Genomic DNA, 23,652 nt, shown 5'->3' with positions numbered 1-23,652 from the left:
CGCGCGCAGCGCAGGCAGCGCCCGCCCGGTCCCGCATCCCGCGTCGAGCACGGCGCCGCCCTCGGGCGGCCCGAGCTCCGCGACGGCCCGCTTGTAGGCGGGACCGTCGTCGGGGAAGCGGGCATCCCAGCGGCCCGCGCGCTCACCGAAGAACTCGCGTACGCGGGCGGTCTCGTCGCTCGTGTCATGGCGCATGGGCTCATGATGACCACGGCCGGCGCCCCGGGGCCACGGTCCGGAGATACGCGGGGCGGGATGCGCGGGGCGGAATCCGGGCCGGTCAGTCGGCGAGGCCGGAGAGCGCCACCACCTTCTCGATGCGCACCCGTACGAGGAGTTCGCCGGGCACGGCGTTGCGCGCGCCGAACTCCGCGCCCGCCTCCTCGCCCATGTAGCGCGCCGCGATGCGGGTCGCCCAGTGCAGCATCGCGTCCGGCTCGGTGCTCAACTCGGCCCGGCCGCTGAGGACGGCGAACGCGAACGGCGGCCGTTCGTCGTCAACGCAGAAGGAGACGCGTGGGTCGCGGGCGAGATTGCGTCCCTTGACGGTGTTCTCACCGGTGTTGAGAACCAGGTCGTCGCCGTCGAGGACGAACCAGACGGGGGCTACGTGGGGACTGCCGTCCGCGCGGACCGTGGAGAGCTTGCCCGTGCGGGTGCCCTCGGAGACGAACCGGCGCCACTCGTCCTGCGTCATCTTGTGTGCCATGGGTCCATACTGCGTGAGGCGTACACGGTTCGTGGCACGGCGTGCGGCACGTAAGCGTGTGGTTGCTCGCCGCGTTGTGGTGGGTAAGGGTGGCACGGCAGCAGCTAAGGAGAAGGGGGAACGCCGGGATGGCGCTGAACACAGGGCTCGACTGGCTGCTCGACGACCTGACGGAGCGCATCGCGACCGTACGGCACGCGATGGTGCTCTCCACCGACGGTCTGGTCACCGCCAGCAGCCAGAGCCTGGAGAAGGCCGACGCCGAGCATCTCGCCGCGGTCGCGTCCGGGCTTCAGTCCCTGGCCAAGGGGTCGGGGACGCACTTCGGTTCGGGTCGTGTGCGGCAGACGATGATCGAGTTCGAGGAGGGTCTGCTCTTCGTGACCTCTGCGGGCGAGGGAAGCTGCTTGTGCGTGCTGACCGGGCCGGACACGGATGTGGGTGCCGTTGCCTACGAGATGACGCTGCTGGTCAACCGGGTCGGTGAGCACCTCGGCCTGGAGGCGCGCAACGGCACATAGCGTGCCGTGGCTGGTGCGTGACGGCGGGGGAGCCGGGCGGTGAGCGCCTGCTCCGGCTCCTGGCGCTGAGTCGATGCGCTCACGGTCAGCGCGGAGTTATCCACAGGGTCCGGCGGGATTCTGTCCGTCGGTCTAGCCTCGTCACTGTCAGTAGCTGGAAGACAGCGGGAGACGACAGTGAGACGGGGGCGACGATGCCGGATGATGCCGCGATGAGCACGGCCGCGAGGGAACTGGGCCTGGCGCCGAGGGCGTTGGAGCTGGCGGTGCGGCTGGGAGAAGTGCGCACGCTCCGTACGGAGGGTACGGACACTGCGGAGAGTAGGGACGGTGAGGGCGGTCCGGTCGGCGACGCGGATGCGACAGTCCGCGGAGGAGAAGCGGCGGCGGCCGGCGGGAGGCGGCGCTTGCGGGTGCCCCGCTCGGAACTGGCCCGGCTGCGCGCGGAGGAGGACTTCCCGGACGGGCTGCGGGCACGGCTGCACACCGTGGACGCGGGAGGCGGGGCACGGCTGCTCGGCATCTCGTCCGCGCGCTTCGCACGCCTCGCGCGGGGCGGCTGCTTCAGCCCGGTCAGCTTCTATGTGAACCGCTACCGCACGGTGGTGTGGCTCTACTTGGCGCCGGAGCTGCGGGAGTTCGCGCAGCGGCGTCCCGAACTGCTCGCCGGGTATCTGCCGCGCGGGCTGCGGATACTGCTCGCGGAAGGGGTCGACCTGCGGGCGGGGCACTGGCGGGGGCGCCGGGTGGGCGAGCTGTGTCGGCAGGCCGAAGGGCCCTGGGAGGCGGCTGCGGCCCGGGCCGCGGTGCTCGCCGGTGACGTGCTGGAGGAGGCCGTTCCCGACGCCCGTGAGCGGGCCCGGCTACGCGCCCTGCGGCCTGAGCTGACACCGCACCGCGGCAGATCCGCCGCCGTGGGCGAGCTGGCACGGCAGGTGTGCACGGCCTCCGCCGAGGACGAGATCTTCTGGCAACGGCTGCTGCTCGCCGCCGACTTGGAGACGGCACGCGCCGCCGAACAGTCCGCCACCGCACAGGACGCGGCCCGTGCGGTGCGTCGCGCCCGACCCGTCCGTTCCGCCGTCCCGGTCGCGGGGCGCGCCTGCGCGCTCCCACCGGTCCGCTCCCTGCCGTCGGCGGCTGCCGTGAGGGAGCCGGAGCAGTGCCGTACGGGTACGGGGCGGGGTTCGCGTTCCGCACGCGGCACCGGGTCCGCGGAGCGGGCGCGTACGTGCCGTGGCCAGGCGGAGACGGCGGCCGCAGCGGAGAAGGCTCGGGCACGGGACGGCTGGACACGGGTGCTGCACCGGGCTTGCGTGGGACGGGCGCTCCCGGTCCGCTGGTGCCGCGACGCGAGACGGGAGTGGACGGTCGGGCTCAGCCGCCCAGCTTTCTGAACAGGCCCTCCTGCATCACCGAGACGATCAACTGGCCGTCGCGGTCGAAGATCTGGCCGCGTGCCAGTCCGCGGCCGCCGGTCGCGATGGGTGACTCCTGCTGGTAGAGGAACCACTCGTCCGCGCGGAACGGCCGGTGGAACCACATCGCGTGATCCAGGGAGGCCATGTCGAAGCCCCGTGGGCCCCACAGCGGTTCGACGGGGATGCGTACGGCGTCCAGGAGCGTCATGTCGCTGGCGTAGGTGAGGGCGCAGGTGTGGATGAGCGGGTCGTCGCCGAGGGAACCGATGGCCCGCATCCACACACCACTGCGCGGCTCCGCGTCCCGCAGCTCGCCCGCCTCCCAGCGCAGCCGCTCCACGTAGCGGATGTCGAAGGCCATGCGGCGCTCCATGCGCTCCAGGGTCTCGGGGAGTTCGCCGAGGTGGTCGCGGATCTCCTCGGCCAGTTGAGGAAGGCTCTCCGGGTCCGGCACCCGGGGCATCGGGACCTGGTGGTCGATGCCCCGCTCCGGCTGGTGGAAGGAAGCGGTGAGATTGAAGATCGTCCGGCCCTGCTGCACGGCCACGACGCGGCGGGTGGTGAACGACCGTCCGTCCCGCACCCGTTCGACCTGGTACACGATGGGCACTCCCGGCACGCCGGGACGCAGGAAGTACGCGTGCAGGGAGTGCACGGGGCGCTGCCCGTCGGTGGTGCGCCCCGCGGCGACGAGCGCCTGCCCGGCGACCTGGCCGCCGAAGACACGCTGGAGGTGCTCCTGCGGGCTGCGCCCGCGGAAGATGTCGACCTCGATCTGCTCCAGGTCGAGAAGCCCGGCGAGCTGCTCGGCGGGGCTGGTCATGGGAAGTGCTCCTCTGCCACGGGACGCGGACCGCGGCTCACAGCCGGCCCACGTCGGTCACCTTGATCACGGCGCGGCCCTCCTCGTCGGAGGCGGTGAGGTCGACCTCGGCGGAGACGCCCCAGTCGCGGTCTCCCGCGGGGTCGGCGAAGGTCTGCCGTACGCGCCACAGCGCCTCCTCCGGCACCTCCTCGATGCGCAGCAGCGCGGGCCCGCGCGCGTCGGGGCCGGTGCCCAGGTCGTCGTACTCCTCCCAGTAGCCGTCCATGGCCTGCGCCCAGGCGTCCTCGTCCCAGCCCGACTCGGCGTCCATCTCGCCCAGTTCCCCGACCTTGTCCAGCGCGGCGAGCTCGACCCGGCGGAACATCGCGTTGCGCACCAGGACGCGGAAGGCACGGGAGTTGGCGGTGACGGGCCGCACGTGGTCGGCGCGCTCCTGCGCCTCCTCGGCGCTCTCCTCCTCCGGGTTGGCGAGCTGCTCCCACTCGTCCAGGAGACTGGAGTCGACCTGGCGGACCATCTCTCCGAGCCACTCGATGATGTCCTGGAAGTCCTCGGACTTCTTCTCGTCCGGGACGGTGTGCTCCAGGGCCTTGTAGGCGCTGGCGAGGTAGCGCAGCACGATGCCCTCGGTGCGGGCCAGTTCGTAGAAGGAGACGAACTCCGCGAAGGTCATGGCGCGTTCGTACATGTCGCGGATGACCGACTTCGGGGAGAGCGGGTGGTCGCCGACCCACGGGTGGGACTTGCGGTAGAGCCCGTAGGCGTGGAAGAGCAGTTCCTCCAGCGGCTGGGGATGGGTGATGTCCATCAGCCGCTCCATCCGGTCCTCGTACTCCACGCCGTCGGCCTTCATCTGCGCCACGGCCTCGCCCTTGGCCTTGTTGGTCTGGGCGGCGAGGATCTGCCGGGGGTCGTCGAGCGTGGACTCGACGACGGAGACCATGTCGAGGGCGTACGACGGGGATTCGGGGTCGAGCAGGTCGAAGGCGGCCAGCGCGAAGGTGGACAGCGGCTGGTTGAGCGCGAAGTTGTGCTGGAGATCTACGGTGAGCCGTACGGTGCGGCCCTGCGCGTCCGGCTCGTCGAGCCGTTCGACGACGCCTCCGTCCAGCAGCGAGCGGTAGATGGCGATGGCCCTGCGGATGTGCCGGAGCTGGGAGCGGCGGTCCTCGTGGTTGTCCTCCAGCAGCTTGCGCATCTGCGAGAAGGCGTCGCCGGGCCGGGCGATCACGGACAGCAGCATCGCGTGGGTCACGCGGAAGCGGGAGTTGAGCGGTTCCGGGTCGGAGGCGATCAGCTTCTCGAAGGTCTGCTGCCCCCAGTTGACGAAGCCCTCCGGGGCCTTCTTGCGGACGACCTTCCGCCGCTTCTTCGGGTCGTCGCCCGCCTTCGCGAGAGCCTTCTCGTTCTCGACGACGTGCTCCGGCGCCTGCGCGACGACGAAGCCGGAGGTGTCGAAGCCGGCTCGCCCGGCGCGGCCCGCGATCTGGTGGAACTCCCGCGCCCGCAGCGTACGCACCCGCGTCCCGTCGTACTTGGTGAGCGCGGTGAACAGCACGGTGCGGATGGGGACGTTGACGCCGACGCCGAGCGTGTCCGTACCGCAGATGACCTTCAACAGGCCGGCCTGCGCCAGCCGTTCCACGAGCCGCCGGTACTTGGGCAGCATCCCGGCGTGGTGCACTCCGACGCCGTGCCGGACGTACCGGGAGAGGTTCCGTCCGAAGCGGGTGGTGAAGCGGAAGTTGCCGATGATCTTGGCGATCTCGTCCTTCTCCGCACGCGTGCACATGTTGATGCTCATCAGCGCCTGCGCGCGCTCGACGGCCTGCGCCTGTGTGAAGTGGACGATGTAGACCGGCGCCTGATGGGTCTCCAGCAACTCCGTGACGGTCTCGGTCAGCGTGGTCGTGCGGTATTCGTACGACAGCGGCACGGGACGCGTGGCGGACCGTACGACGGCGGTCTCGCGGCCGGTGCGCCGGGTGAGGTCCTCCTCGAAGCGGCTGACGTCGCCGAGCGTGGCCGACATCAGGACGAACTGGGCCTGCGGAAGCTCCAGCAGAGGGATCTGCCAGGCCCAGCCGCGGTCCGGTTCGGCGTAGAAGTGGAACTCGTCCATGACGACCTGGCCGATGTCGGCCTCCGGGCCGTCCCGCAGCGCGATCGAGGCGAGCACCTCGGCGGTGCAGCAGATGACGGGAGCGTCCGCGTTGACGGAGGCGTCGCCGGTGAGCATGCCGACGTTCTCGGTGCCGAAGATCTTGCACAGGTCGAAGAACTTCTCCGAGACCAGTGCCTTGATCGGGGCGGTGTAGAAGGTGACTTCGTCTCGGGCGAGGGCCGCGAAGTGGGCGCCCGCGGCGACCAGGCTCTTACCGGAGCCGGTCGGCGTGGAGAGGATCACGTTGGCGCCGGAGACCACCTCGATCAGCGCCTCCTCCTGTGCGGGGTAGAGCGAGATACCCCGTTCCTCGGCCCAGCCGGAGAAGGCTTCGTAAAGGGCGTCGGGGTCGGCTTCGCCCGGCATCTGATCGATAAGGGTGGCTGTCACGCACCCCATCTTGCCTTCCTCGCTTCCGCTACCGGGAACCGGTCGCCGACCCGTGATCATCTGCCGATACGCTGTGTCGCCGACACGGCGTCAGCGGCCGGGACGATCGGAGCGTCCACGGCGGCCAGTTGGGGCGGCGGGCGCCTGCGGACGGTATCGCTGCGAGCAGCCACAGGGGTGGGGGACGGACATGATGGGACCGGCGCATTCGCTGTCGGGAGCGGCCGCATGGCTGGGTGCGGGAGCGGCCGCGGCCGCGCTGGACCACCCGATGCCCTGGCCGGTGCTCCTGGCGGGAGCACTGATCTGCTCCGGCGCCGCGCTCGCCCCCGACCTCGACCACAAGTCGGCGACCATATCCCGGGCGTTCGGGCCGTTCTCCCGTCTGCTGTGCGGAGTGATCGACAAGCTCTCCGAGGCCGTCTACAACTCCACCCGCGGACAGGGCGAGCGGCACCGCTCCGGCGGCCACCGCACCCTTACCCACACCTGGCCCTGGGCGCTCTTCCTCGGCGCCGGATTCTCGGCGGCGGCGGTCTTCGGGGGTCGCTGGGCGGTGCTGGTGATCCTCTTCATCCATATGGTGCTCGCCGTGGAGGGGCTGCTGTGGCGGGCGGCCCGCGTCTCCAGCGACATCCTGGTGTGGCTGCTCGGGGCCACCAGCGCCTGGAGCCTCGCCGGTGTCCTCGACCAGCCGGGCAACGGCGCGAACTGGCTCTTCTCCGAACCGGGCCAGGAGTATCTGTGGCTCGGCCTGCCGATCGTGCTGGGGGCGCTGGTGCACAACATCGGCGATGCGATCACGATCTCGGGCTGCCCGATCCTGTGGCCGGTGCCGATAAGCGGGAAGCGCTGGTATCCGCTGGGCACACCGCGGTTCATGCGCTTCCGCGCCGGGGCGTGGGTCGAGACGAGGCTGCTGATGCCGCTGTTCATGGTGCTCGGCGGCGCGGGAGCGCTCTTCGCACTGGGCTTCATCGGCTGACCGGCCCGCCGGCCGACGGGTACGTCCCGTCCACGGGACGGTCAGCCGTGCCAGGAGCGCCACAGCGCCGCGTACGCGCCGTCCGCCGCGACGAGGGCGTCGTGGCCGCCGAGTTCGCTGATCCGGCCGTCCTCCACGACGGCGATCACGTCCGCGTCGTGCGCGGTGTGCAGCCGGTGCGCGATCGCGACGACGGTACGCCCCCGCAGGACCCGGGCCAGCGAACGCTCCAGATGACGTGCGGCGCGCGGATCGAGCAGCGACGTCGCCTCGTCCAGCACCAGCGTGTGCGGGTCCGCCAGCACCAGCCGTGCCAGCGCGATCTGCTGCGCGTGCGCCGGGGCCACGGAGATCCCGCCGGAGCCGATCTCGCTGTCCAGGCCGTCCGGCAGGGAGCGCGCCCACTCGCTCGCGTCCACCGAGCCGAGTGCCTCCCACAGTTCGGTGTCGCTCGCGTCCGTACGTGCCAGGAGCAGGTTGTCGCGCAGCGAGCCGACGAAGACGTGATGCTCCTGGTTGACGAGCGCGACATGACGCCGGACGCGCTCCGCCGGCATCCGGGACAACTCCGCCTCGCCGAGGGCGACATGGCCGGTGCGGGGTCCGTAGATGCCGGCCAGCAGCCGCCCCAGAGTGGACTTCCCGGCTCCCGAGGGGCCCACCAGCGCGACGCGGGTGCCCGGCGGCACACGCATCGTCACACCGTGCAGCACGTCGGTGCCGGGGAGGTAGCCGAAGTGCACCTGATCCGCGCGCAGTTCACGTCCGTGCGGAGCGAGGCGCGCGTCGCCGGAGTCCGGTTCGATCTCCCGTACGCCCACCAGCCGCCCCAACGAGACCTCGGCGACCTGGAGTTCGTCGTACCAGCGCAGGATGAGACCGACGGGCTCGAAGAGCATCTGCGCGAGCAGCGCTCCCGTCGTCAGTTGGCCTACGCCGATCCAGCCCCACAGCACGAACGTCCCGCCGAAGATCAGCACCCCCGCCACCAGCAGCACATTGCTGACGTTCACGGCGGGGAAGAGGACGGAGCGCAGCCACAGGGTGTAGCGCTCCCACGCCGTCCACTGCGAGATCCGCAGCTCCGAGAGCGCGACGCGGCGCGCCCCCAGCCGGTGCGCCTCCACCGTCCGGCCCGCGTCGACCGTCTCCGCGAGGGCCCCGGCGACGGCGGCGTACCCGGCGGCCTCCGAACGGTAGGCGCCGGGCGCCCGGCGGTAATACCAGCGGCAGCCGACCAGCAGCACGGGCAGCGCGACGAGTACCGCCAGTGCCAGCGGCGGTGCGGTGACCGTCAGCCCGCCCAGCAGCAGCGCCGCCCACACGACGCCGATGGACAGTTGCGGCACGGCCTCGCGCATCGCGTTGGCGAGGCGGTCGATGTCCGTGGTGATCCGGGAGAGCAGATCGCCCGTGCCGGCCTGCTCCAGCACGCCGGGCGGCAGCGCGACGGACCGTACGAGGAAGTCCTCGCGCAGATCCGCCAGCATGCGTTCGCCGAGCATCGCCCCGCGCAGCCGTACCTCCCGCACGAAGAGGCTCTGGACGACCAGCGCCACGACGAACAGGCCGACGACGCGCCCGAGTTGGACGTCCCCGCCGCCGGTGAGGTCGTCGACGAGGCCGCCCAGCAGGAACGGCCCCGCCATCGACGTCAGCACGGCGACGGAGTTGACCAGGACGAGCGTGATGAAGGCGCGCCGGTGCCGCCGCAGCAGTTCGCGTACGTAGCCGCGGACGGTGGCGGGGCTGCCGACCGGGAGGGTCGTGGCGTTCTCCGACGAGGCCGGGTCGTAGAGAGGAGGGTCCAGGCCGACGGAGCGCCCCGGAGACGTGGTGGAGTCCGCCGCGTCCCCGCCGGGCGGAGCCGGGGCGGACGCGGGCGGCGTGGGCGCGTCGGACGTCGCGGGGCCGGTCATGTGCGCTCGGCTCCTTCCGCCTGGGCGAGGCGTGTACGGCCGTCCAACGCGGCCGAGCCGGCGGCCACTTGGCCACCGGGCGGTGACGATGCTGAGCCGCCGCCCTCGCCGCCTGTCCGTGCCGTCTTCGCTGCCGCCGCCGTCTCCTCCGTCGCTCCCACGCGTTCCGTCGTCCCCACGCCCTCCGCGTCGTCCGTGCGTTCTGCCTCGTCCAGTGCATCCGGTGCGTCCGGCTCGCGGGTGACGACGGCGCGGTACGCAGCATGGGTGCCCAGCAGTTCCCGGTGTGTGCCGGAGACCGCCGGCTGTGTGCCGTGTACGAGCACGACGCGGTCCGCCTGGTCGAGCATCAGTGGACTGGAGGAGAAGACCACCGTCGTACGCCCCGCACGTACCCGGCGCAGGGAGCGGGCGATACGCGCCTCGGTGTGGGCGTCCACCGCCGAGGTCGGCTCGTCCAGTACGAGCACCCCGGGATCGGCCACCAACGACCGTGCGAGCGCGAGCCGTTGCCGCTGTCCGCCGGAGAGCGAGCGCCCGCGCTCGGTGACGGAGGCGTCGAGCGGATCGCTTCCCGCCTCCCCGCGGTCGCGGCCCCGGGTGAGCGCGTCCAGTACGTCGCCGCACTGCGCGGCCTGAAGCGCGTGCTCCGCGGTGACGTCGCCGGAGGCGGGGACGTCCAGCAGCTCCCGCAGAGTGCCGGAGAGCAGCACCGGGTCTTTGTCCTGGACGAGCACGGCCGTGCGTGCCCGGCTCAGCGGCACCTCGTCGAGCGGCACGCCGCCGAGCAGGACAGAGGCGCACGCCCCGTCCCGTTCCGGCGGATGCCCGCCGAGCCGGTCCGCCAGCTTGCCGGCCGCCTCCGGGTCGCCGCACACCACGGCCGTCAACTGGCCGGCGGGGGCGAGCAGTCCGGTGACGGGGTCGTACAGATCGCCGTCGAGATCCCCGCGCGCGGTCACCTCCCGGCGGCCGTCACCGGCACCGTCCTCGCCGTCCGCGTCCCCGGCGTCCTCGCCGCCCCGCCGCAGCGACAGCACCCGTACGGCGCGCTGCGCGGACGGGCGGGAGAAGGAGTAGGCCATCGCGAACTCCTGGAACAGCCGCAGCGGGAAGAGCAGGAAGGTCACCGCGCCGTAGACCGTCACCAACTCGCCCACGCCGATGCGCCCGTCCAGCGCCAGCCGCGCCCCGTGCCACACGACGGTCACCAACAGCAGCCCCGGAAGCGCCACTTGCACCGCCTCGATCAGCGCCCACATCCGCGCGGTGCGCACCGCGGCACGGCGGACCTCCTGGGACGCCGTCCGGTAGCGGGAGAGGAACAGTTCCTCGCCCCCGATCCCGCGCAGCACCCGCAGCCCGGCGACCGTGTCCGCCGCCAGTTCCGTCGCCCGTCCCGCCTTCTCCCGCTGGAAGTCCGCACGGCGCGTGGCGCGGGGCAGCAGCGGAAGCACCGTGAGGGCCAGCAGCACCATCCCCGCGGACACGAGCACGCCGAGCTGCGGTTCGTACAGGACGAGGCCGACGCACACGCCGACGGTCGTCAGCAGCGCCGCGCTGAAGCGGGAGGCGGACTCCACGCACCAGCCGATCTTCTCGATGTCGCCCGTCGAGACGGCCACGACCTCGCCCGCCGCGACCCGTTGCGTGAGCGTCGCACCGAGAGCGGCCGCCCTGCGCGCCAGAAGCTGCTGCACACGGGCCGCGGCCGTGACCCAGTTCGTGATCGCCGTACGGTGCAGCATCGTGTCGCCGAGCGTCACCGTCACCGCCACCACCGCGAGGAGCGCCCCCGCCTCGGCCAGACCGCGGCCCGAGCCCTCGACCACCGCTTCCAGGGACAGCCCGACGATCGCCGGGACGAACGCGACGGACGCCATGTGCACGGTGCCCCACCCCAGCGATCTGGCCTGGCCTCCGAGCTGCATGCGTCCCAGCCACAGCAGGAATCGGGGGCCTGAACGCACATCGGGGGTGCCGGGATCGGAGTGGGGTAGATCGCGAATCTGCATGACGTCCCAGAGCGTTCGGCGCGAGTGGTGACCCGGTCCGCGGTGGCGGCGAGTGGTGGCGGTCCGGCCAGACTCTCCGTGCGCGTGCCACTGCGCAACGGGTTTTCCCGCCGGTCGGCCCAACTCCGGCGCCCCGTCCGGCACCTGTGCTCCGTGTCCGCTCCGGCCGCCGTGCGCGGCGCTCGCCCGTGGCCCGCCCGGGGGAGTGGGAGCATGGGGTGCATGCGCGGAAAAGGGGTGTCTCAGGTACAGGGCGGACAGACGGCGGGGACCGTCGCGAGGGCCGCCGTCGCCGGGGCGGCTGCCGCCGCCCTCGCCATGACGCTGGCGGGATGCGGAGGCGAGAGCGGCGCCGCCACGGGCCCGTCCGGCAGCGGCGGCGCGGCCGACAAGGGCGGTGCGGCGCACGGCGACTCGGCGCAGAAGGCCGACCCGACGCGGCTGCCCGGTGTCGGCGACGCAATGCAGCAGCGTCTCCCGTCGCAGACGCGGCAGGCGGTCGTCGCCTACGGCAAGGGAGAGGACTCGGCGGCGTCGACGGTACGGCTGTTCATCAAAAAGGGTGAGAAGTGGATCCCTGAGCGGAGCTGGCCCGCACACAACGGCCGCAAGGGCTGGACGCGCGACCACCACGAGGACGACAAGCGCAGCCCCGTGGGCGTCTTCACGCTCACCGACGCCGGAGGCGTACGTTCCGCGCCGGGCGCCAAGCTGCCGTACACCGCGAGCGCGGACTTCACCCCGCCCTCGTACTGGCCCAAGCGGACCCGCCACGACTTCGACCACGTCATCGCCATCGACTACAACCGCGCGAAGGGCACCTCGCCGCTCGACCCGACGCGGCCCGAGGGCCAGTCCAAGGGCGGCAACATCTGGCTGCACCTGGATCACGGAAGCGGCACGTCCGGCTGTGTGAGCCTCCCGCGCGAGGGGATGGAGTATCTGCTGCGGACGCTGGATCCGGCCAAGCACCCGGTGGTGGTCATGGGGGACAAGGCCGCTCTGGACGGATGACGCGGAGCGGGCGCCGCCGGGGACCGCGGACGGGAACCGGCCGCAGGGACGGCGGCGTTGCGCGGCCCTGCGCCAACGGGCCCTGCGCACACGGCAGTCGGCCAACTCCCCGACGGAGCAAGAAGTTTCAGAAAGACGTTGGAAACGATTGCTGCACATCTTGACGTGTGCGCGCGTGCGGCGGCAGGCTCCCTCTCAACCCCCCACGGCGGCCTGGCGCGTGGCTGCCTTCCTCGGCACTCCTGTGTCCGACGACGAAGGAGCCGCACACGATGAGAAAGCGACTGATCTGCGCGAGCACGGCCGCGGTCCTGGCCGCCGGCGGCATCGGCGCCGCCACCGCCTGGCCCTCGCAGGCGGCGCCGCCCGGCGAGAAGACCGTCACGGCGACGCTCTTCGAGGTGCCGTTCGCCGATGTGGGCACGGCGTGCAAGGAGTCACTCGGACCTGCGGGGTACGGATACGTCGAGGTCTCGCCCGCGAGCGAGCACATCAAGGGCGACCAGTGGTGGACCTCGTACCAGCCCGTCAGCTACAAGATCGCCGGACGGCTCGGTGACGCCGATGCGTTCAAGAGCATGGTCGGTGCCTGCCACGACGCCGGTGTGAAGGTGATCGCCGACGCCGTGATCAACCACATGGCAGCCGACTCCGGTACGGGCACCGGCGGCACCGAGTACAGCAAGTACGACTACCCGGGCACCTACGGCGACTCCGACTTCCACGCCTGCCGCAAGGACATCTCCGACTACGGCGACCGCGAGAACGTACAGACCTGCGAACTCGTCAGTCTCGCCGACCTCGACACCGGCAGCGACACGGTGCGCTCCACCATCGCCGAATACCTCGACGGGCTGCGGGAGATGGGCGTCGACGGCTTCCGCATCGACGCCGCGAAGCATATGTCCGCCGACGATGTGAAGGCCGTCAAGGGCAAGATGGCCGATCCCGGGTTCTGGGTCTCGGAGGTGATCCAGGGCGACGGAGAGGCCGTTCAGCCCGACGAGTACACCGGCCTGGGCGACGTGGACGAGTTCCGCTACGGCAAGCACCTCAAGAGCGCCTTCCAGGGTGGCGACGTGAGCGGCCTGAAGGACATCGCGGACGGCAAGCTGGAGAGCGGCAACGCCCGTACGTTCGTCGACAACTGGGACACCGAGCGCAACGGTTCGACCCTCACCTACAAGGACGGCGACCTCTACAAGCTCGCCAACGCCTTCATGCTGGCGCACCCCTACGGATCGCCGAACGTCTTCTCCGGCTACGAGTGGTCCGACGAGGACGCCGGTCCGCCCAGCGGCGGCGACGGCTGGACCAAGATGCACGCCCAGCGGGAGATCACCGGCATGGTCGGCTTCCGTAACGCCGTCGGCGACGCCGAGTTGAGCGACTGGTGGTCGGAGGGCACCGCCCTGTCCTTCGCACGCAAGGGGAAGGGCTTCGTCGCGCTGAACGCCGGGGACGCCGAGACGAAGCGGACGTTCGAGACGTCGCTGCCCGCCGGTACGTACTGCAACGTCGTGAAGGCGGACCCGGAGGACTGCGACGGCAACACCGTCACCGTCGGCGAGGACGGCAAGGCCGAGGCCACCGTCCCCGCCAAGGGCGTGGTGGCGCTGCACACGGGCGCCACGTCGTAGGCGGCGCGCAGCGCTCAACGCCTCGGCACCGCCACACACTTGGGCACCGCCGCACACCTGGGCGCCCGCCCGCGCCGGGGCGCCCTCCCGGATCCCTGCGCCCGCCCGTGACGAGAACAACCGGGCGGGCGCAGGGGCCCTCAGCCGCGCCGCTCTGCCGTTCCGCCGTTCCGGGACGTCACGCGGGCCGGGTCGCGCGCTCCAGCTCCAGCAGCACCGAACGGTATCCGCGGCCGCCCGTCGCGTGGTCCATGCCGACCTCGCACATCCGGTTCGCCGACAGATACGCGTCGAAGTCGCGCGCGGTCACCTCCGCGGCCTCGCGTGCCGTGGCCGACTCCGTCAACTCCTTGTGCAGCATGCCGCGGTCGCCCGCGAAGCCGCAGCAGCGCGTGTCCACCGGGACGACGACCTCCTCCGCGCACGCCTCGGCCACCGCGCGCAACTGCTCGCTCCCGCCGAGGTGCTGCATCGAACAGGTCGGATGGAGCACCGCCGACCCCGTGCGCCGCTCGACCGTCAGGCGCGGCAGCAGCTCCTGCGCCGCCCAGGCGACGGAGTCGGTCACCGTCAGCCGCTCGTGCAGTTTGCGGTTGGCGGGCGTGAGGTAGGGGACGACCTCCTCGCCGATGCCCAGCGTGCACGACGAGGCGTCCACCACCAGCGGCAGTTCGCCCCCGTCCGTCCAGCGCCAGGCCGCCTCCACGATCCGGTTGGCCATCAGCCGGTTCCCCGCCTCGTACCCCTTCGAGTGCCAGATCGTCGCGCAGCAGGTGCCCACCACGTCCTCGGGAATCCACACCGGACGTCCCGCGCGCGCCGAGACGATCACCACGGACTGCGGCAGCGAAGGGCCCTCGTAGCCGTCCGGTTCGCCGAAGATGCGGTTGACGCACGCCGGGTAGTAGACGGCCGCGGCGCCTGAACGGTCCGTGGCGGGCAGATGCTTCGCCGCCGCCGCGGGGATCTGCGGCAGCCACTCCGGTACGAGATCGGGGCGTACGGTCTTGCGGGCCGCGCCCGTCAGGGACTCCAGCAGCCGTTCGCCGCGCCGCGGCAGCACCCGGCGGCGCAGCCCGTCCGCGGCGGCGACCGCCAGCCGGGCCGAACGCTCCACCACGGCGAAGCGCCGCGCGGCACGTTCCGCGTTGCGCTCCTCGCGCGGCGAGTGACGCCGGTGCCGGAAGTCCTTCATCATCGCGCCGGTGTCGATGCCGACGGGGCACGCCAGGGCGCACGTCGAATCGCCGGCGCAGGTGTCGACGGCGTCGTAGCCGTAGCTCTCCAGCAGGTTCTCGCTCACGGCGGAACGGGCCGGCTGGCGGAGCATCTCCCGGCGCAGCACGATGCGCTGGCGGGGAGTGGTCGTCAAGTCGCCGCTGGGGCAGGTCGGTTCGCAGAAGCCGCACTCGATGCACGGGTCCGCCACCGCCTCCACCTGCGGGATCGACTTCAGCCCGCGCAGATGCGCCTTCGGGTCCCGGTCCAGCAGCACGCGCGGCGCGAGCACGCCGTCCGGGTCGAGCGTCTGCTTGATCCGCCACATCAGTCCGGTGGCGCGCTCGCCCCACTCCAGTTCCAGGAAGGGCGCGATGTTGCGGCCCGTGGCGTGCTCGGCCTTGAGGGAGCCGTCGAAGCGCTCGACCGTCAGCCGGCAGAAGGCGTCCATGAACGCCGCGTAGCGCGCCACGTCCGACGCGTCGGCGGCGTCGAACGCGAGCAGGAAGTGCAGATTCCCGTCCGCGGCGTGCCCGGCGACGGCCGCGTCGAAGCCGTGCCGCTCCTGCAGCTCCAGCAGCGCTTCGCACGCCTCCGCGAGGCGGGAGGGCGGTACGGCGAAATCCTCGGTGATCAGCGTCGTACCCGAGGGACGCGAGCCGCCGACCGCCGAGACGAATGCCTTGCGCGCCTTCCAGTAGAAGCCGATGGTCTTCGCGTCACGGGTGAAGGAGTTCGTCACCGACGGCACCGGGGCGACCAGGTCCAGCTCCGCCATCACCGCCTCGGCCCGCTGCTCGCACTTCTCCTGCTCCGCCTCGTCGGGCGCGCGGAACTCCACCAGCAACGCGGCGGTCCCGCCCGGCAGTCCGGCCCAGTCGGACGGTACGCCGGCGACGCTCACCGACGCGCGCAGCGTGTTGCCGTCCATCAGCTCCACCGCCATCGCGCCCGCCTCGTTGAAGCGGGGGACCGCCGCCGCGGCCGAGGAGAGCGAGGGGAAGAAGAGCAGCCCCGTCGAGGTCCGCCGGTGCAGCGGGAGGGTGTCGAAGACGACCTCGGAGATGAAGCCGAGGGTGCCCTCCGAGCCGACGGCCAGACCGCGCAGGATGCTCACCGGGTCCTCGCCGTCGAGGAAGGCGTCGAGACGGTAGCCGTTGGTGTTCTTCAGCTCGTACTTGGCGCGGATGCGGGCGGTGAGCTCCGCGTCCGCCTCGATCTCCGCCTTCAGCGCCATCAGGCCCTCGCACAGGGCGGGTTCGGCACGGGCCAGGCGCTCGCCCGCGTCCGGTGCGCCGGTGTCCACGACCGTGCCCGACGGCAGGACGAGGGTGAGGGAGGCGACGGTGCGGTAGGAGTTGCGGGTCGTGCCCGCCGTCATGCCGGAGGCGTTGTTGGCGACGACACCGCCCACGGTGCACGCGATCGCGCTCGCCGGGTCCGGGCCGATGAGCCGCCCGTACGGCGCCAGCGCGGCGTTGACCCGCACCACCGTCGTCCCGGGACGGATACGCGCGCGGGCCCCGTCCTCGCCGAGGACCTCCACGCCCGCCCAGTGGCGGCGCACGTCCACGAGGATGTCCTCGCCCTGCGCCTGCCCGTTCAGCGAGGTGCCCGCCGCACGGAAGACGATTTGGCGGCCGTTCTCGCGGGCGTAGGCGAGCACCCGTGAGACGTCGCCGGCGTCCTCGGCGACCACCACGACCTGCGGCACGAACCGGTACGGGCTCGCGTCCGAGGCGTAGCGCACCAGGTCCGAGACCTTCCACAACACCTTCTCCGCGCCCAGCAGCCGCACCAGGTCGCCGCGGAGCGGCTGCGGCGTGCCCTCGGCCAGGCTCTCGGGGACGCGGTCGTGCGCGGGCGCGTGACCGGCCTGTGCGCGGGGCCGCAGCGCGCCGTGTCCTGGGTCGAGCAGCGGCATGGTCTCTCCTGGGCGCGCGTCGGACGGATGTGCGGCCCATGGTAGGTCCCCCTCACGGCACCGCTTCCGGCCGGATTCCGCGTCGGGGGACGCCGTGGCGGCGGCGTAGTCTCGAAGGACCGTCCGCGGCCCGGCGTCCGGACGGCTCCGCCGCATCCGCATCCCGAGGAGCCCGTTGCACCGCGAGAGACCCCAGTGGACTTCCCAGCCCAAGGACGAGGAGACGGACGGCGGCGAACCCCGCCAACTGCGGCGCATCCTGCGCATCTTCCGCCCCTACCGCAGTCGTCTCGCCGTCGTCGGACTGCTCGTCGGCGCCTCCTCGCTGGTCTCCGTCGCCTCGCCGTTCCTGCTGCGCGAGATCCTCGACGTCGCCATCCCCGAGCGCCGCACCGCGCTGCTCGGTCTGCTCGCGCTCGGGCTGATCGGCATCGCCGTCACCAGCAGCGTCTTCAACGTCCTGCAGACGTATCTGTCCACCACCGTCGGCCAGCGCGTGATGCACGACCTGCGCACCGACGTCTACGCCAAGCTCCAGCGGATGCCGCTGGCGTTCTTCACCCGGACCCGCACCGGCGAGGTGCAGTCCCGGATCGCCAACGACATCGGCGGCATGCAGGCCACCGTCACCTCCACCGCGACGTCGCTCGTCTCCAACCTCACCGGCGTCATCGCCACCGTCGCCGCGATGCTCGCCCTGGACTGGCGGCTGACGGCAGCCTCGCTGCTGCTCCTGCCGTTCTTCGTGTGGATCAGCCGCCGCGTCGGACGGGAGCGCAAGCGCATCACCACACAGCGGCAGGCGCAGATGGCGGCGATGTCGGCCCTCGTCACCGAGTCGCTGTCCGTCAGCGGCATCCTCCTCGGGCGGACGATGGGCCGCGCCGACTCCCTCACCCGGCACTTCGCCGACGAGTCGGAGCGCCTGGTCGGCCTGGAGGTCCGCTCGCACATGGCGGGGCGCTGGCGGATGGCGACCATCGGGATCGTCATGGGCGCCATCCCGGCGCTGCTGTACTGGACGGCCGGACTGCTCGTGCACTTCGGCGGACCGGGCCTGTCCGTCGGCACCCTCGTCGCCTTCGTCACCCTGCAACAGGGGCTGCTGCGGCCGACGGTCTCGCTGCTGTCGACGGGCGTGGAGATGCAGACCTCCCTCGCCCTCTTCCAGCGCATCTTCGAGTATCTGGACTTGCCGGTCGGCATCGAGGAACCGGCGCAGCCCGTACGGATGGAGCGGGTACGCGGCGAACTCCGCTTCGAGCACGTCGACTTCTCCTACGGCGCACCGTACGGTCCCGCGTCCGGTTCCGGGGCTGGTCCCGGGGCCGGCGCCGGTCCGGACTCCGGCGGCGCAGGCACGGGCGGCGAGAGCGGCGGCAGCGGGGGAGCGGCGCCGACCCTGCGCGGCATCGACCTCACCGTCCCCGCGGGCACCTCCCTCGCCGTCGTCGGCGCCACCGGAGCCGGCAAGAGCACGCTCGGCCATCTCGTGCCGCGCCTGTACGACGTGACCGGCGGACGCGTCACCCTCGACGGCGCGGACGTACGCGACCTCTCCTTCGACACCCTCGCCCGCGCCGTGGGCGTCGTCGCGCAGGAGACCTACCTCTTCCACGCCTCCGTCGCCGAGAACCTGCGCTTCGCCAAGCCCGACGCCACCCGCGACGAACTCCACGCCGCCGCCCGCGCCGCCCAGATCCACGACCACATCGCCGCCCTGCCCGACGGCTACGACACCCTCGTCGGGGAGCGCGGCCACCGCTTCTCCGGCGGCGAGAAACAGCGCCTCGCCCTGGCCCGTACGATCCTGCGCGATCCGCCCGTGCTGATCCTGGACGAGGCGACCAGCGCGCTGGACACCCGTACCGAACGCGACGTCCAGCAGGCCGTCGACGCCCTCTCCGCGGGACGCACCACGGTCACCATCGCCCACCGTCTCTCCACCGTCCGCGACGCCGACCAGATCGTCGTGCTCGACGCCGGACGCATCGCGGAACGCGGCACGCACGACGAACTCATGGCCGCGGACGGGCGGTACGCGGCGCTCGTGCGGCGCGACGCCCGCCTGGCCGCGGCGCCCGGAGCCCCCGGCGAGACGCCCGTGCCCACCGCCCCGAGGACGCCATCGGAGAGCGGGATTCCGGACGCCGCACCGGCCGCCACGGCCTCCCCCTCACCCGCAGGCCCGGCCGACGCCCCCGTGCACTGAGGCTCCCGCCGCCGCACGGCATCGACTCGAAGAGCCCGGCACGGGTGGGTTTCGTGAGCATGCCTGCGCACACGTGTGCCCACGGGATTTCTGGGGAGATGACGGCTCATGACGCAGCCCACCGATGCCGCCGGGCCCTCGCAAGCGGCCGGCGAGGCCCCGCCGATGCGCCCGGGCCGCCAGCTTCTCGCCGCTTCCGTCGGCAACGCCGTCGAGTGGTACGACTGGCTCGCCTACACCTTCCTTGCCACCTTCATCGCCGACGAGATCTTTCCCGCGGGCGCGGACGACTCCCTGCTCCCGCTGCTGTCGACGTTCGCCGTCTTCGCCGTCGGCTTCTTCATGCGGCCCATCGGCGGGCTGCTGCTCGGGGCCATCGCCGACCGCAGCGGACGCCGTGCCGCGCTGACCGCCACCATCCTGATGATGGGCGGCAGCAGCCTCCTGCTCGCGCTCACCCCCACCTACGCCGCCGCCGGGCTGGCCGGACCGGTCGTGCTGGTGATCGCGAGGCTGCTCCAAGGACTGTCCGTGGGCGGCGAGTTCGCCGCCGCGACCACGTTCCTCGTGGAGTCCGCGGGCCCCGGACGGCGCGGACTGTTCTCCAGCTTCCAGTACGTCTCCACCACCGTCGGGCAGCTCATCGCCTCCGGCGTCACCGCGCTGCTGGTCGCCCGCGTCGACGACGCGGCGATGCACCAGTGGGGCTGGCGCGCGGCGTTCGTGCTCGGCGCGCTGCTCAGCCTCGTCGGCTTCTGGATCAGGCGCGGATCGCAGGAGACGCGCAGCGCCGAGCAGCAGGCGGCGCCGCGCCCCGGACTCTTCGAGGCGCTGCGGACCCATCCGCGCGAGTCGTTGCTGATCTGCGGCATCACCGCGGGCGCCACCATCGCGTACTACACCTGGACCTCGTACCTGCCGACGTACGCACAGGTCAACGTCGGCTTCGACAAAGGCGATTCGCTGCTGATCGGCACGATCTCCCTGGCGTTCTTCGCTCTGCTGCAGCCGCTGGGCGGGCTCCTCTCCGACCGCGTCGGACGCAAGCCGCTGCTGCTGGTCTTCTCGATCGGCTTCGCGGTGCTGTGCGTGCCGCTGCTGAACGCGATCGACACCTCGTTCACGTCGCTGCTGCTCGTGCAGTGCGCGGGCATGATCCTGCTGACCGGCTACACCTCGATCGCCGCCGCCGTGAACGCGGAGGTCTTCCCCGCCCGCGTACGGGCCTCCGGCATCGGCTTCCCGTACTCCGCGACGGTGGCGCTCTTCGGCGGCACCGCCCCCTACATGGGCACGCTCTTCAAGGACCTGGGACGGCCGGGCGCCTTCCCCTGGTACGTGGCGGCGCTGTGCCTGGTCTCCGCGCTGGTGTATCTGAAGCTGCCGGAGGGCGCGAAGAAGCCCCTCGCGCGGTGACGCTCCCGGTGCCCCCGACGGCGTACGGTCCCGTGCTCGTGCCTGCGGACGTACAGCTCGTACGTCCGCAGACGCGGCGGGAGTTGGCCCCGGAAGCCGTCCGTCAGCGGTAGAGGAGGTACTGCCGCCGGGTGCGGTCGAAGGCGCGCACCTCGTCCTCCCAGGCAGCGGTGACCTCCTCGACGCTCTTGCCGTCGTCGAGCATCGTCCGCAGCCGCGTCGACCCGGAGAGCTTGTCGATCCAGTACGGCCGTGGGTCGTCGTCCTTGCGCCAGGCGAAGTCCTTGTACTCGGCCGCCTCGGCCAGCATCGCCACCGCCGTGGCGATGGGCCGGTAGCTGCGCGGGTCGGTGATGTGGAGCTGGACGCCCGCGCAGGTCTTGCCCTCGTGCTTGCTGAAGGTGGGCACGAAGTAGCCCTCGCGGAAGCGGACTCCGGGCAGCTTGCGGGCGTTGAGCCGGTCGCTGTAGCGGTAGTCGAGCCACGGGGCGCCGATGAACTCGAAGGGGCGCGTGGTGCCGCGGCCCTCCGAGAGGTTGGTGCCCTCGAAGTAGCCGGTACCCGCATAGGCGGTCGCGGTGTCGGGGAAGGGCATGTTCGGCGACGGCGGCACCCACGGAAGTCCCGTCTCCTGCGCGGGAGTCGAGGGGTCCCAGCCCCGTACGCGGACGACCTCGAGGTTCGCCTTGCCGCCCTTGCCCTCGTCGGGCAGCAGCTCGCCGTTGAAGTAGCGGGCCAGCTCGCCCACCGTCAGACCGTGCTGCTGGATGATCGGCTTCAGACCGACGCCGGAGGTGAAGTCCTTCGTCATCAGCGGCCCGTCGGCCCGCCGTCCCACCGGGTTCGGGCGGTCCAGGACGATGAAGTCGGCGCCGGTGTCGCGGGCGGCGACCATCGCCTGGTACATGGTCCAGATGTAGGTGTAGAAGCGGACCCCGACGTCCTGGATGTCGAAGACGACGGTGTCGGCCCCCGCCTTGCGGAAGAGCTTCGCCATCTTCGCCTCGTCCGCGCCGTAGGCGTCGTAGACCGTCAGACCGGTGCGCGGGTCCTCGAACTCCGGCTCGGACTCGCCCGCCTGGGCGCTGCCGCGGAAGCCGTGCTCCGGACCGAAGACGCCGACGATGTTCAGCTCCTTGTGCGCCGCCATGGAGTCCACGACGTGGCTGGTGTCGCGCAGCACACCCGTCGGGTTGCTGACCACGCCGACCTTGCGGCCGCGCAGCATCTCCCAGCCGGAGGCCGCCGCGGTCTCCGCACCCGTGGTGACCCGGCCGCCGGGCCGGCGGCCCGCGGCGGCGGTCGCGGCCGAGGCGGTGCTGGCGGTCAGCAGCGGTGCGCCGAGGGCGGCGGCCGTGCCGCCGAGGAAGATCGAGCGGCGGGAGGGGGCGCTGGACATCGCGGGCGTTCCTTCCGGAGACGGTCGTGACGGAGAGGGGCGAGAGGGGCGAGAGGGGCTGGTCGAGAGGGCTGGTCGAGAGGGGGCCGATGCAAGGACGGGTCGGGGGCGGCCGGAGTGGAGCGGTCGGGGCGGAGGGCTCGCGGTGAGCGTTCCGTACGGTCGGGGCGGCTGGTCACGCAAGGTATCCCACGGCCATGGCGGCTGCCAGTGGTGCGCGCCCGCCGCCAGTGGTACGCGCAATGACAGTGGGCGGTGCGAGGATGACCCGTATGCCGAATCCGACGCACTCCGATCCGGGCGGACGGCCGGACGGACGACCGCGCCTCACGATCGTGCGGGGCGACATCACCGAGCAGGACGCCGACGCGGTCGTCAACGCCGCCAACTCCTCGCTGCTGGGCGGCGGGGGAGTCGACGGGGCCATCCACCGCAAGGGCGGCCCTGACATCCTCGCGGAGTGCCGTGACCTGCGCGCCTCCCAGTACGGCAAGGGCCTGCCGACCGGCCGGGCCGTCGCGACGACGGCGGGCAGGCTGCCCGCACGCTGGGTGATCCACACCGTCGGGCCGGTCTGGGCCAAGAACGAGGACCGCTCGGAGCTGCTGGCCTCGTGCTATCGCGAATCGCTGCGTGTGGCGGGGGAGTTGGGCGCCCGTACGGTCGCCTTCCCGGCCGTCTCCACCGGCGTGTACGGGTGGCCGCTGGAGGACGGGGCGCGCATCGCCGTCGAGACCGTACGGGAGGCGGAGACGGCGGTGGAGGAGGTGCGCTTCGTCCTCTTCGACGAGCGTGCGTACGCGGCCTTCGCCCAGCACGTCGGCTGACGGCGGAGGATCCCGCACCCGCAGCCGCACGTCCGTACCCGTACGTGATCACACCGGCACCGCCGCCGCGGCGCCGTGAGAGCCCACCGGTCCGTCCGCCGGCACGGGCACCCTGCGACGCTGTCGGCGGCGGCCTATACCCTCGGCGGATGGCGAGGTATTACGACGTCCACCCCGAGAACCCCCAACGCCGCATCATCGGCTCCGTGGCCGAGAGCATCCGCTCCGACGCGCTCGTGGCGTACCCCACGGACTCCTGTTTCGCGCTGGGCTGCCAGCTCGGCAGCCGCGACGGCGTGAGCCGCATCCGCACCATCCGGCGCCTCGACGACCGGCACCATTTCACCCTGGTCTGCCGGGACTTCGCGCAGCTCGGCCAGTTCGTCCACGTCGACAACGACGTCTTCCGCGCGATCAAGGCGGCGACCCCCGGCAGTTACACCTTCATCCTCCCCGCGACGAAGGAGGTGCCGCGCAAGCTGCTGCACCCGAAGAAGAAGACGGTGGGCGTGCGCATCCCCGACCACGTCGTCGTACGGGCCCTGCTCGACGAACTCGGCGAGCCGCTGCTCTCCAGCACGCTGCTGCTGCCCGACGAGGAGGAACCGCTGACCCAGGGCTGGGAGATCAAGGAACGGCTCGACCACTCCGTGGACGCCGTGATCGACTCCGGCGACTGCGGCACCGAGCCGACCACGGTCATCGACTTCTCCGGCGGCGAGGCCGAGATCGTCCGCAGGGGAGCGGGGGACGTCTCCCGGTTCGAGTAGCGGTCCCGGTCCGGCGCCTCCGGCTCCGGTTTCCGGCGGAGCGTGGACGCCATGTGCCGCTTCTACGCCGTCGGGTCGATCAGCTCCATCGCACGCAGCGCCGCGGCGAACGCCGCGTCCGCGCCGCGCTGTTCGGCGTCCCAGGCGGCGACGTCGAGAGCGGTGTCGGCGAGCTTGATGGCGTGCTCGTCGCCGTGGGCCGTCACCCGCGCGAAGACCTCGCCCGGGTCCTGGCGGGGTGCGGCGTCCGGCGGCGGTGCGGCCGAGGCCGGCGTGTAGGCG

General features: G+C 72.0%; 16 protein-coding genes and 2 pseudogenes. 9 read left to right on the top strand and 9 right to left on the bottom strand.

What is annotated here, in order from left to right; all coding sequences use genetic code 11:
* Both AN218_RS33805 and AN218_RS33800 read right to left on the bottom strand, forming a co-directional pair.
* Positions 1–195 (bottom strand): annotated as a pseudogene (locus AN218_RS33805) (SAM-dependent methyltransferase); the annotation flags it as partial.
* 85 nt (positions 196–280) lie between these two features.
* Positions 281–709, bottom strand: coding sequence for a PPOX class F420-dependent oxidoreductase (locus tag AN218_RS33800; protein ID WP_070020845.1), 429 nt, complete (start codon positions 707–709; stop codon positions 281–283).
* A gap of 128 nt (positions 710–837) precedes the next feature.
* Here AN218_RS33800 and AN218_RS33795 point away from each other — a divergent pair, with 128 nt between their 5' ends.
* Together AN218_RS33795 and AN218_RS33790 are read left to right on the top strand one after the other, a co-directional pair.
* On the top strand, positions 838–1,230 hold the full coding sequence (locus AN218_RS33795) for a roadblock/LC7 domain-containing protein (protein WP_070020844.1): 393 nt from the start codon (positions 838–840) through the stop codon (positions 1,228–1,230).
* 413 nt (positions 1,231–1,643) lie between these two features.
* Positions 1,644–2,627 carry a DUF6397 family protein gene (locus AN218_RS33790; RefSeq protein WP_244900919.1) on the top strand — a complete coding sequence of 328 codons (984 nt, stop codon included), beginning with the start codon at positions 1,644–1,646 and terminating at the stop codon, positions 2,625–2,627.
* On the opposite strand, the gene tesB is transcribed toward AN218_RS33790, so the two are convergent.
* Positions 2,608–3,474 (bottom strand): acyl-CoA thioesterase II, encoded by an 867-nt coding sequence (tesB, locus tag AN218_RS33785; protein WP_070020842.1) that lies wholly within the window; start codon positions 3,472–3,474, stop codon positions 2,608–2,610. The two genes, AN218_RS33790 and tesB, sit on opposite strands and share 20 nt — an antisense overlap.
* Before the next feature lie 37 nt (positions 3,475–3,511).
* On the bottom strand, positions 3,512–6,040 hold the full coding sequence (locus AN218_RS33780; RefSeq protein WP_070020841.1) for a DEAD/DEAH box helicase: 2,529 nt from the start codon (positions 6,038–6,040) through the stop codon (positions 3,512–3,514).
* A 181-nt stretch (positions 6,041–6,221) separates the two neighbouring features.
* Here AN218_RS33780 and AN218_RS33775 point away from each other — a divergent pair, with 181 nt between their 5' ends.
* The gene (locus AN218_RS33775; RefSeq protein WP_070020840.1) at positions 6,222–7,016 is read left to right on the top strand and encodes a metal-dependent hydrolase; all 795 of its coding nucleotides are present in this window, start codon (positions 6,222–6,224) and stop codon (positions 7,014–7,016) included.
* Between the two features lie 41 nt (positions 7,017–7,057).
* On the opposite strand, the gene AN218_RS33770 is transcribed toward AN218_RS33775, so the two are convergent.
* Complete coding sequence (locus tag AN218_RS33770) at positions 7,058–8,935, bottom strand: ABC transporter ATP-binding protein (RefSeq protein WP_079132890.1); 1,878 nt, start codon at positions 8,933–8,935, stop codon at positions 7,058–7,060.
* Positions 8,932–10,950 carry an ABC transporter transmembrane domain-containing protein gene (locus AN218_RS33765; RefSeq protein ID WP_079132889.1) on the bottom strand — a complete coding sequence of 673 codons (2,019 nt, stop codon included), beginning with the start codon at positions 10,948–10,950 and terminating at the stop codon, positions 8,932–8,934. Before AN218_RS33765 ends, AN218_RS33770 begins: the two co-directional genes overlap by 4 nt.
* A 318-nt stretch (positions 10,951–11,268) precedes the next feature.
* Between AN218_RS33765 and AN218_RS33760 the strand changes: the two genes are divergently transcribed.
* Both AN218_RS33760 and AN218_RS33755 read left to right on the top strand, forming a co-directional pair.
* A complete protein-coding gene (locus AN218_RS33760; RefSeq protein WP_107421646.1) occupies positions 11,269–11,964 on the top strand; it encodes a L,D-transpeptidase family protein in 696 nt (231 codons plus the stop codon).
* Positions 11,965–12,236: 272 nt separating this feature from the next.
* Complete coding sequence (locus tag AN218_RS33755; RefSeq protein ID WP_070020838.1) at positions 12,237–13,604, top strand: alpha-amylase; 1,368 nt, start codon at positions 12,237–12,239, stop codon at positions 13,602–13,604.
* A gap of 178 nt (positions 13,605–13,782) precedes the next feature.
* Here AN218_RS33755 and AN218_RS33750 read toward each other — a convergent pair whose 3' ends face one another.
* Positions 13,783–16,746, bottom strand: a complete 2,964-nt coding sequence (locus tag AN218_RS33750) for an FAD-binding and (Fe-S)-binding domain-containing protein (RefSeq protein ID WP_070020837.1) — start codon at positions 16,744–16,746, stop codon at positions 13,783–13,785.
* A gap of 175 nt (positions 16,747–16,921) precedes the next feature.
* On the opposite strand from AN218_RS33750, the gene AN218_RS33745 reads away from it, so the two are divergent.
* Both AN218_RS33745 and AN218_RS33740 read left to right on the top strand, forming a co-directional pair.
* On the top strand, positions 16,922–18,958 hold the full coding sequence (locus tag AN218_RS33745) for an ABC transporter ATP-binding protein (protein WP_079132887.1): 2,037 nt from the start codon (positions 16,922–16,924) through the stop codon (positions 18,956–18,958).
* A 108-nt stretch (positions 18,959–19,066) separates the two neighbouring features.
* Positions 19,067–20,374 carry an MFS transporter gene (locus AN218_RS33740; RefSeq protein ID WP_070020836.1) on the top strand — a complete coding sequence of 436 codons (1,308 nt, stop codon included), beginning with the start codon at positions 19,067–19,069 and terminating at the stop codon, positions 20,372–20,374.
* A gap of 103 nt (positions 20,375–20,477) precedes the next feature.
* Here the strand turns inward: AN218_RS33740 and AN218_RS33735 are convergent, their stop codons facing one another.
* Positions 20,478–21,773 (bottom strand): exo-beta-N-acetylmuramidase NamZ family protein, encoded by a 1,296-nt coding sequence (locus AN218_RS33735; protein ID WP_070020835.1) that lies wholly within the window; start codon positions 21,771–21,773, stop codon positions 20,478–20,480.
* A gap of 272 nt (positions 21,774–22,045) precedes the next feature.
* On the opposite strand from AN218_RS33735, the gene AN218_RS33730 reads away from it, so the two are divergent.
* Both AN218_RS33730 and AN218_RS33725 read left to right on the top strand, forming a co-directional pair.
* A complete protein-coding gene (locus AN218_RS33730) occupies positions 22,046–22,600 on the top strand; it encodes an O-acetyl-ADP-ribose deacetylase (protein ID WP_070020834.1) in 555 nt (184 codons plus the stop codon).
* Between the two features lie 149 nt (positions 22,601–22,749).
* Positions 22,750–23,370 (top strand): L-threonylcarbamoyladenylate synthase, encoded by a 621-nt coding sequence (locus AN218_RS33725; protein WP_070020833.1) that lies wholly within the window; start codon positions 22,750–22,752, stop codon positions 23,368–23,370.
* A gap of 62 nt (positions 23,371–23,432) precedes the next feature.
* Here AN218_RS33725 and AN218_RS33720 read toward each other — a convergent pair.
* Positions 23,433–23,652, bottom strand: a pseudogene (locus tag AN218_RS33720) (questin oxidase family protein); the annotation flags it as partial.

Source organism: Streptomyces nanshensis, from assembly GCF_001751255.1.
GTDB lineage: Bacteria > Actinomycetota > Actinomycetes > Streptomycetales > Streptomycetaceae > Streptomyces > Streptomyces nanshensis_A.
Note: the sequence above shows the minus strand (reverse complement) of the source record. Positions and strands in the feature narration are given on the sequence as shown.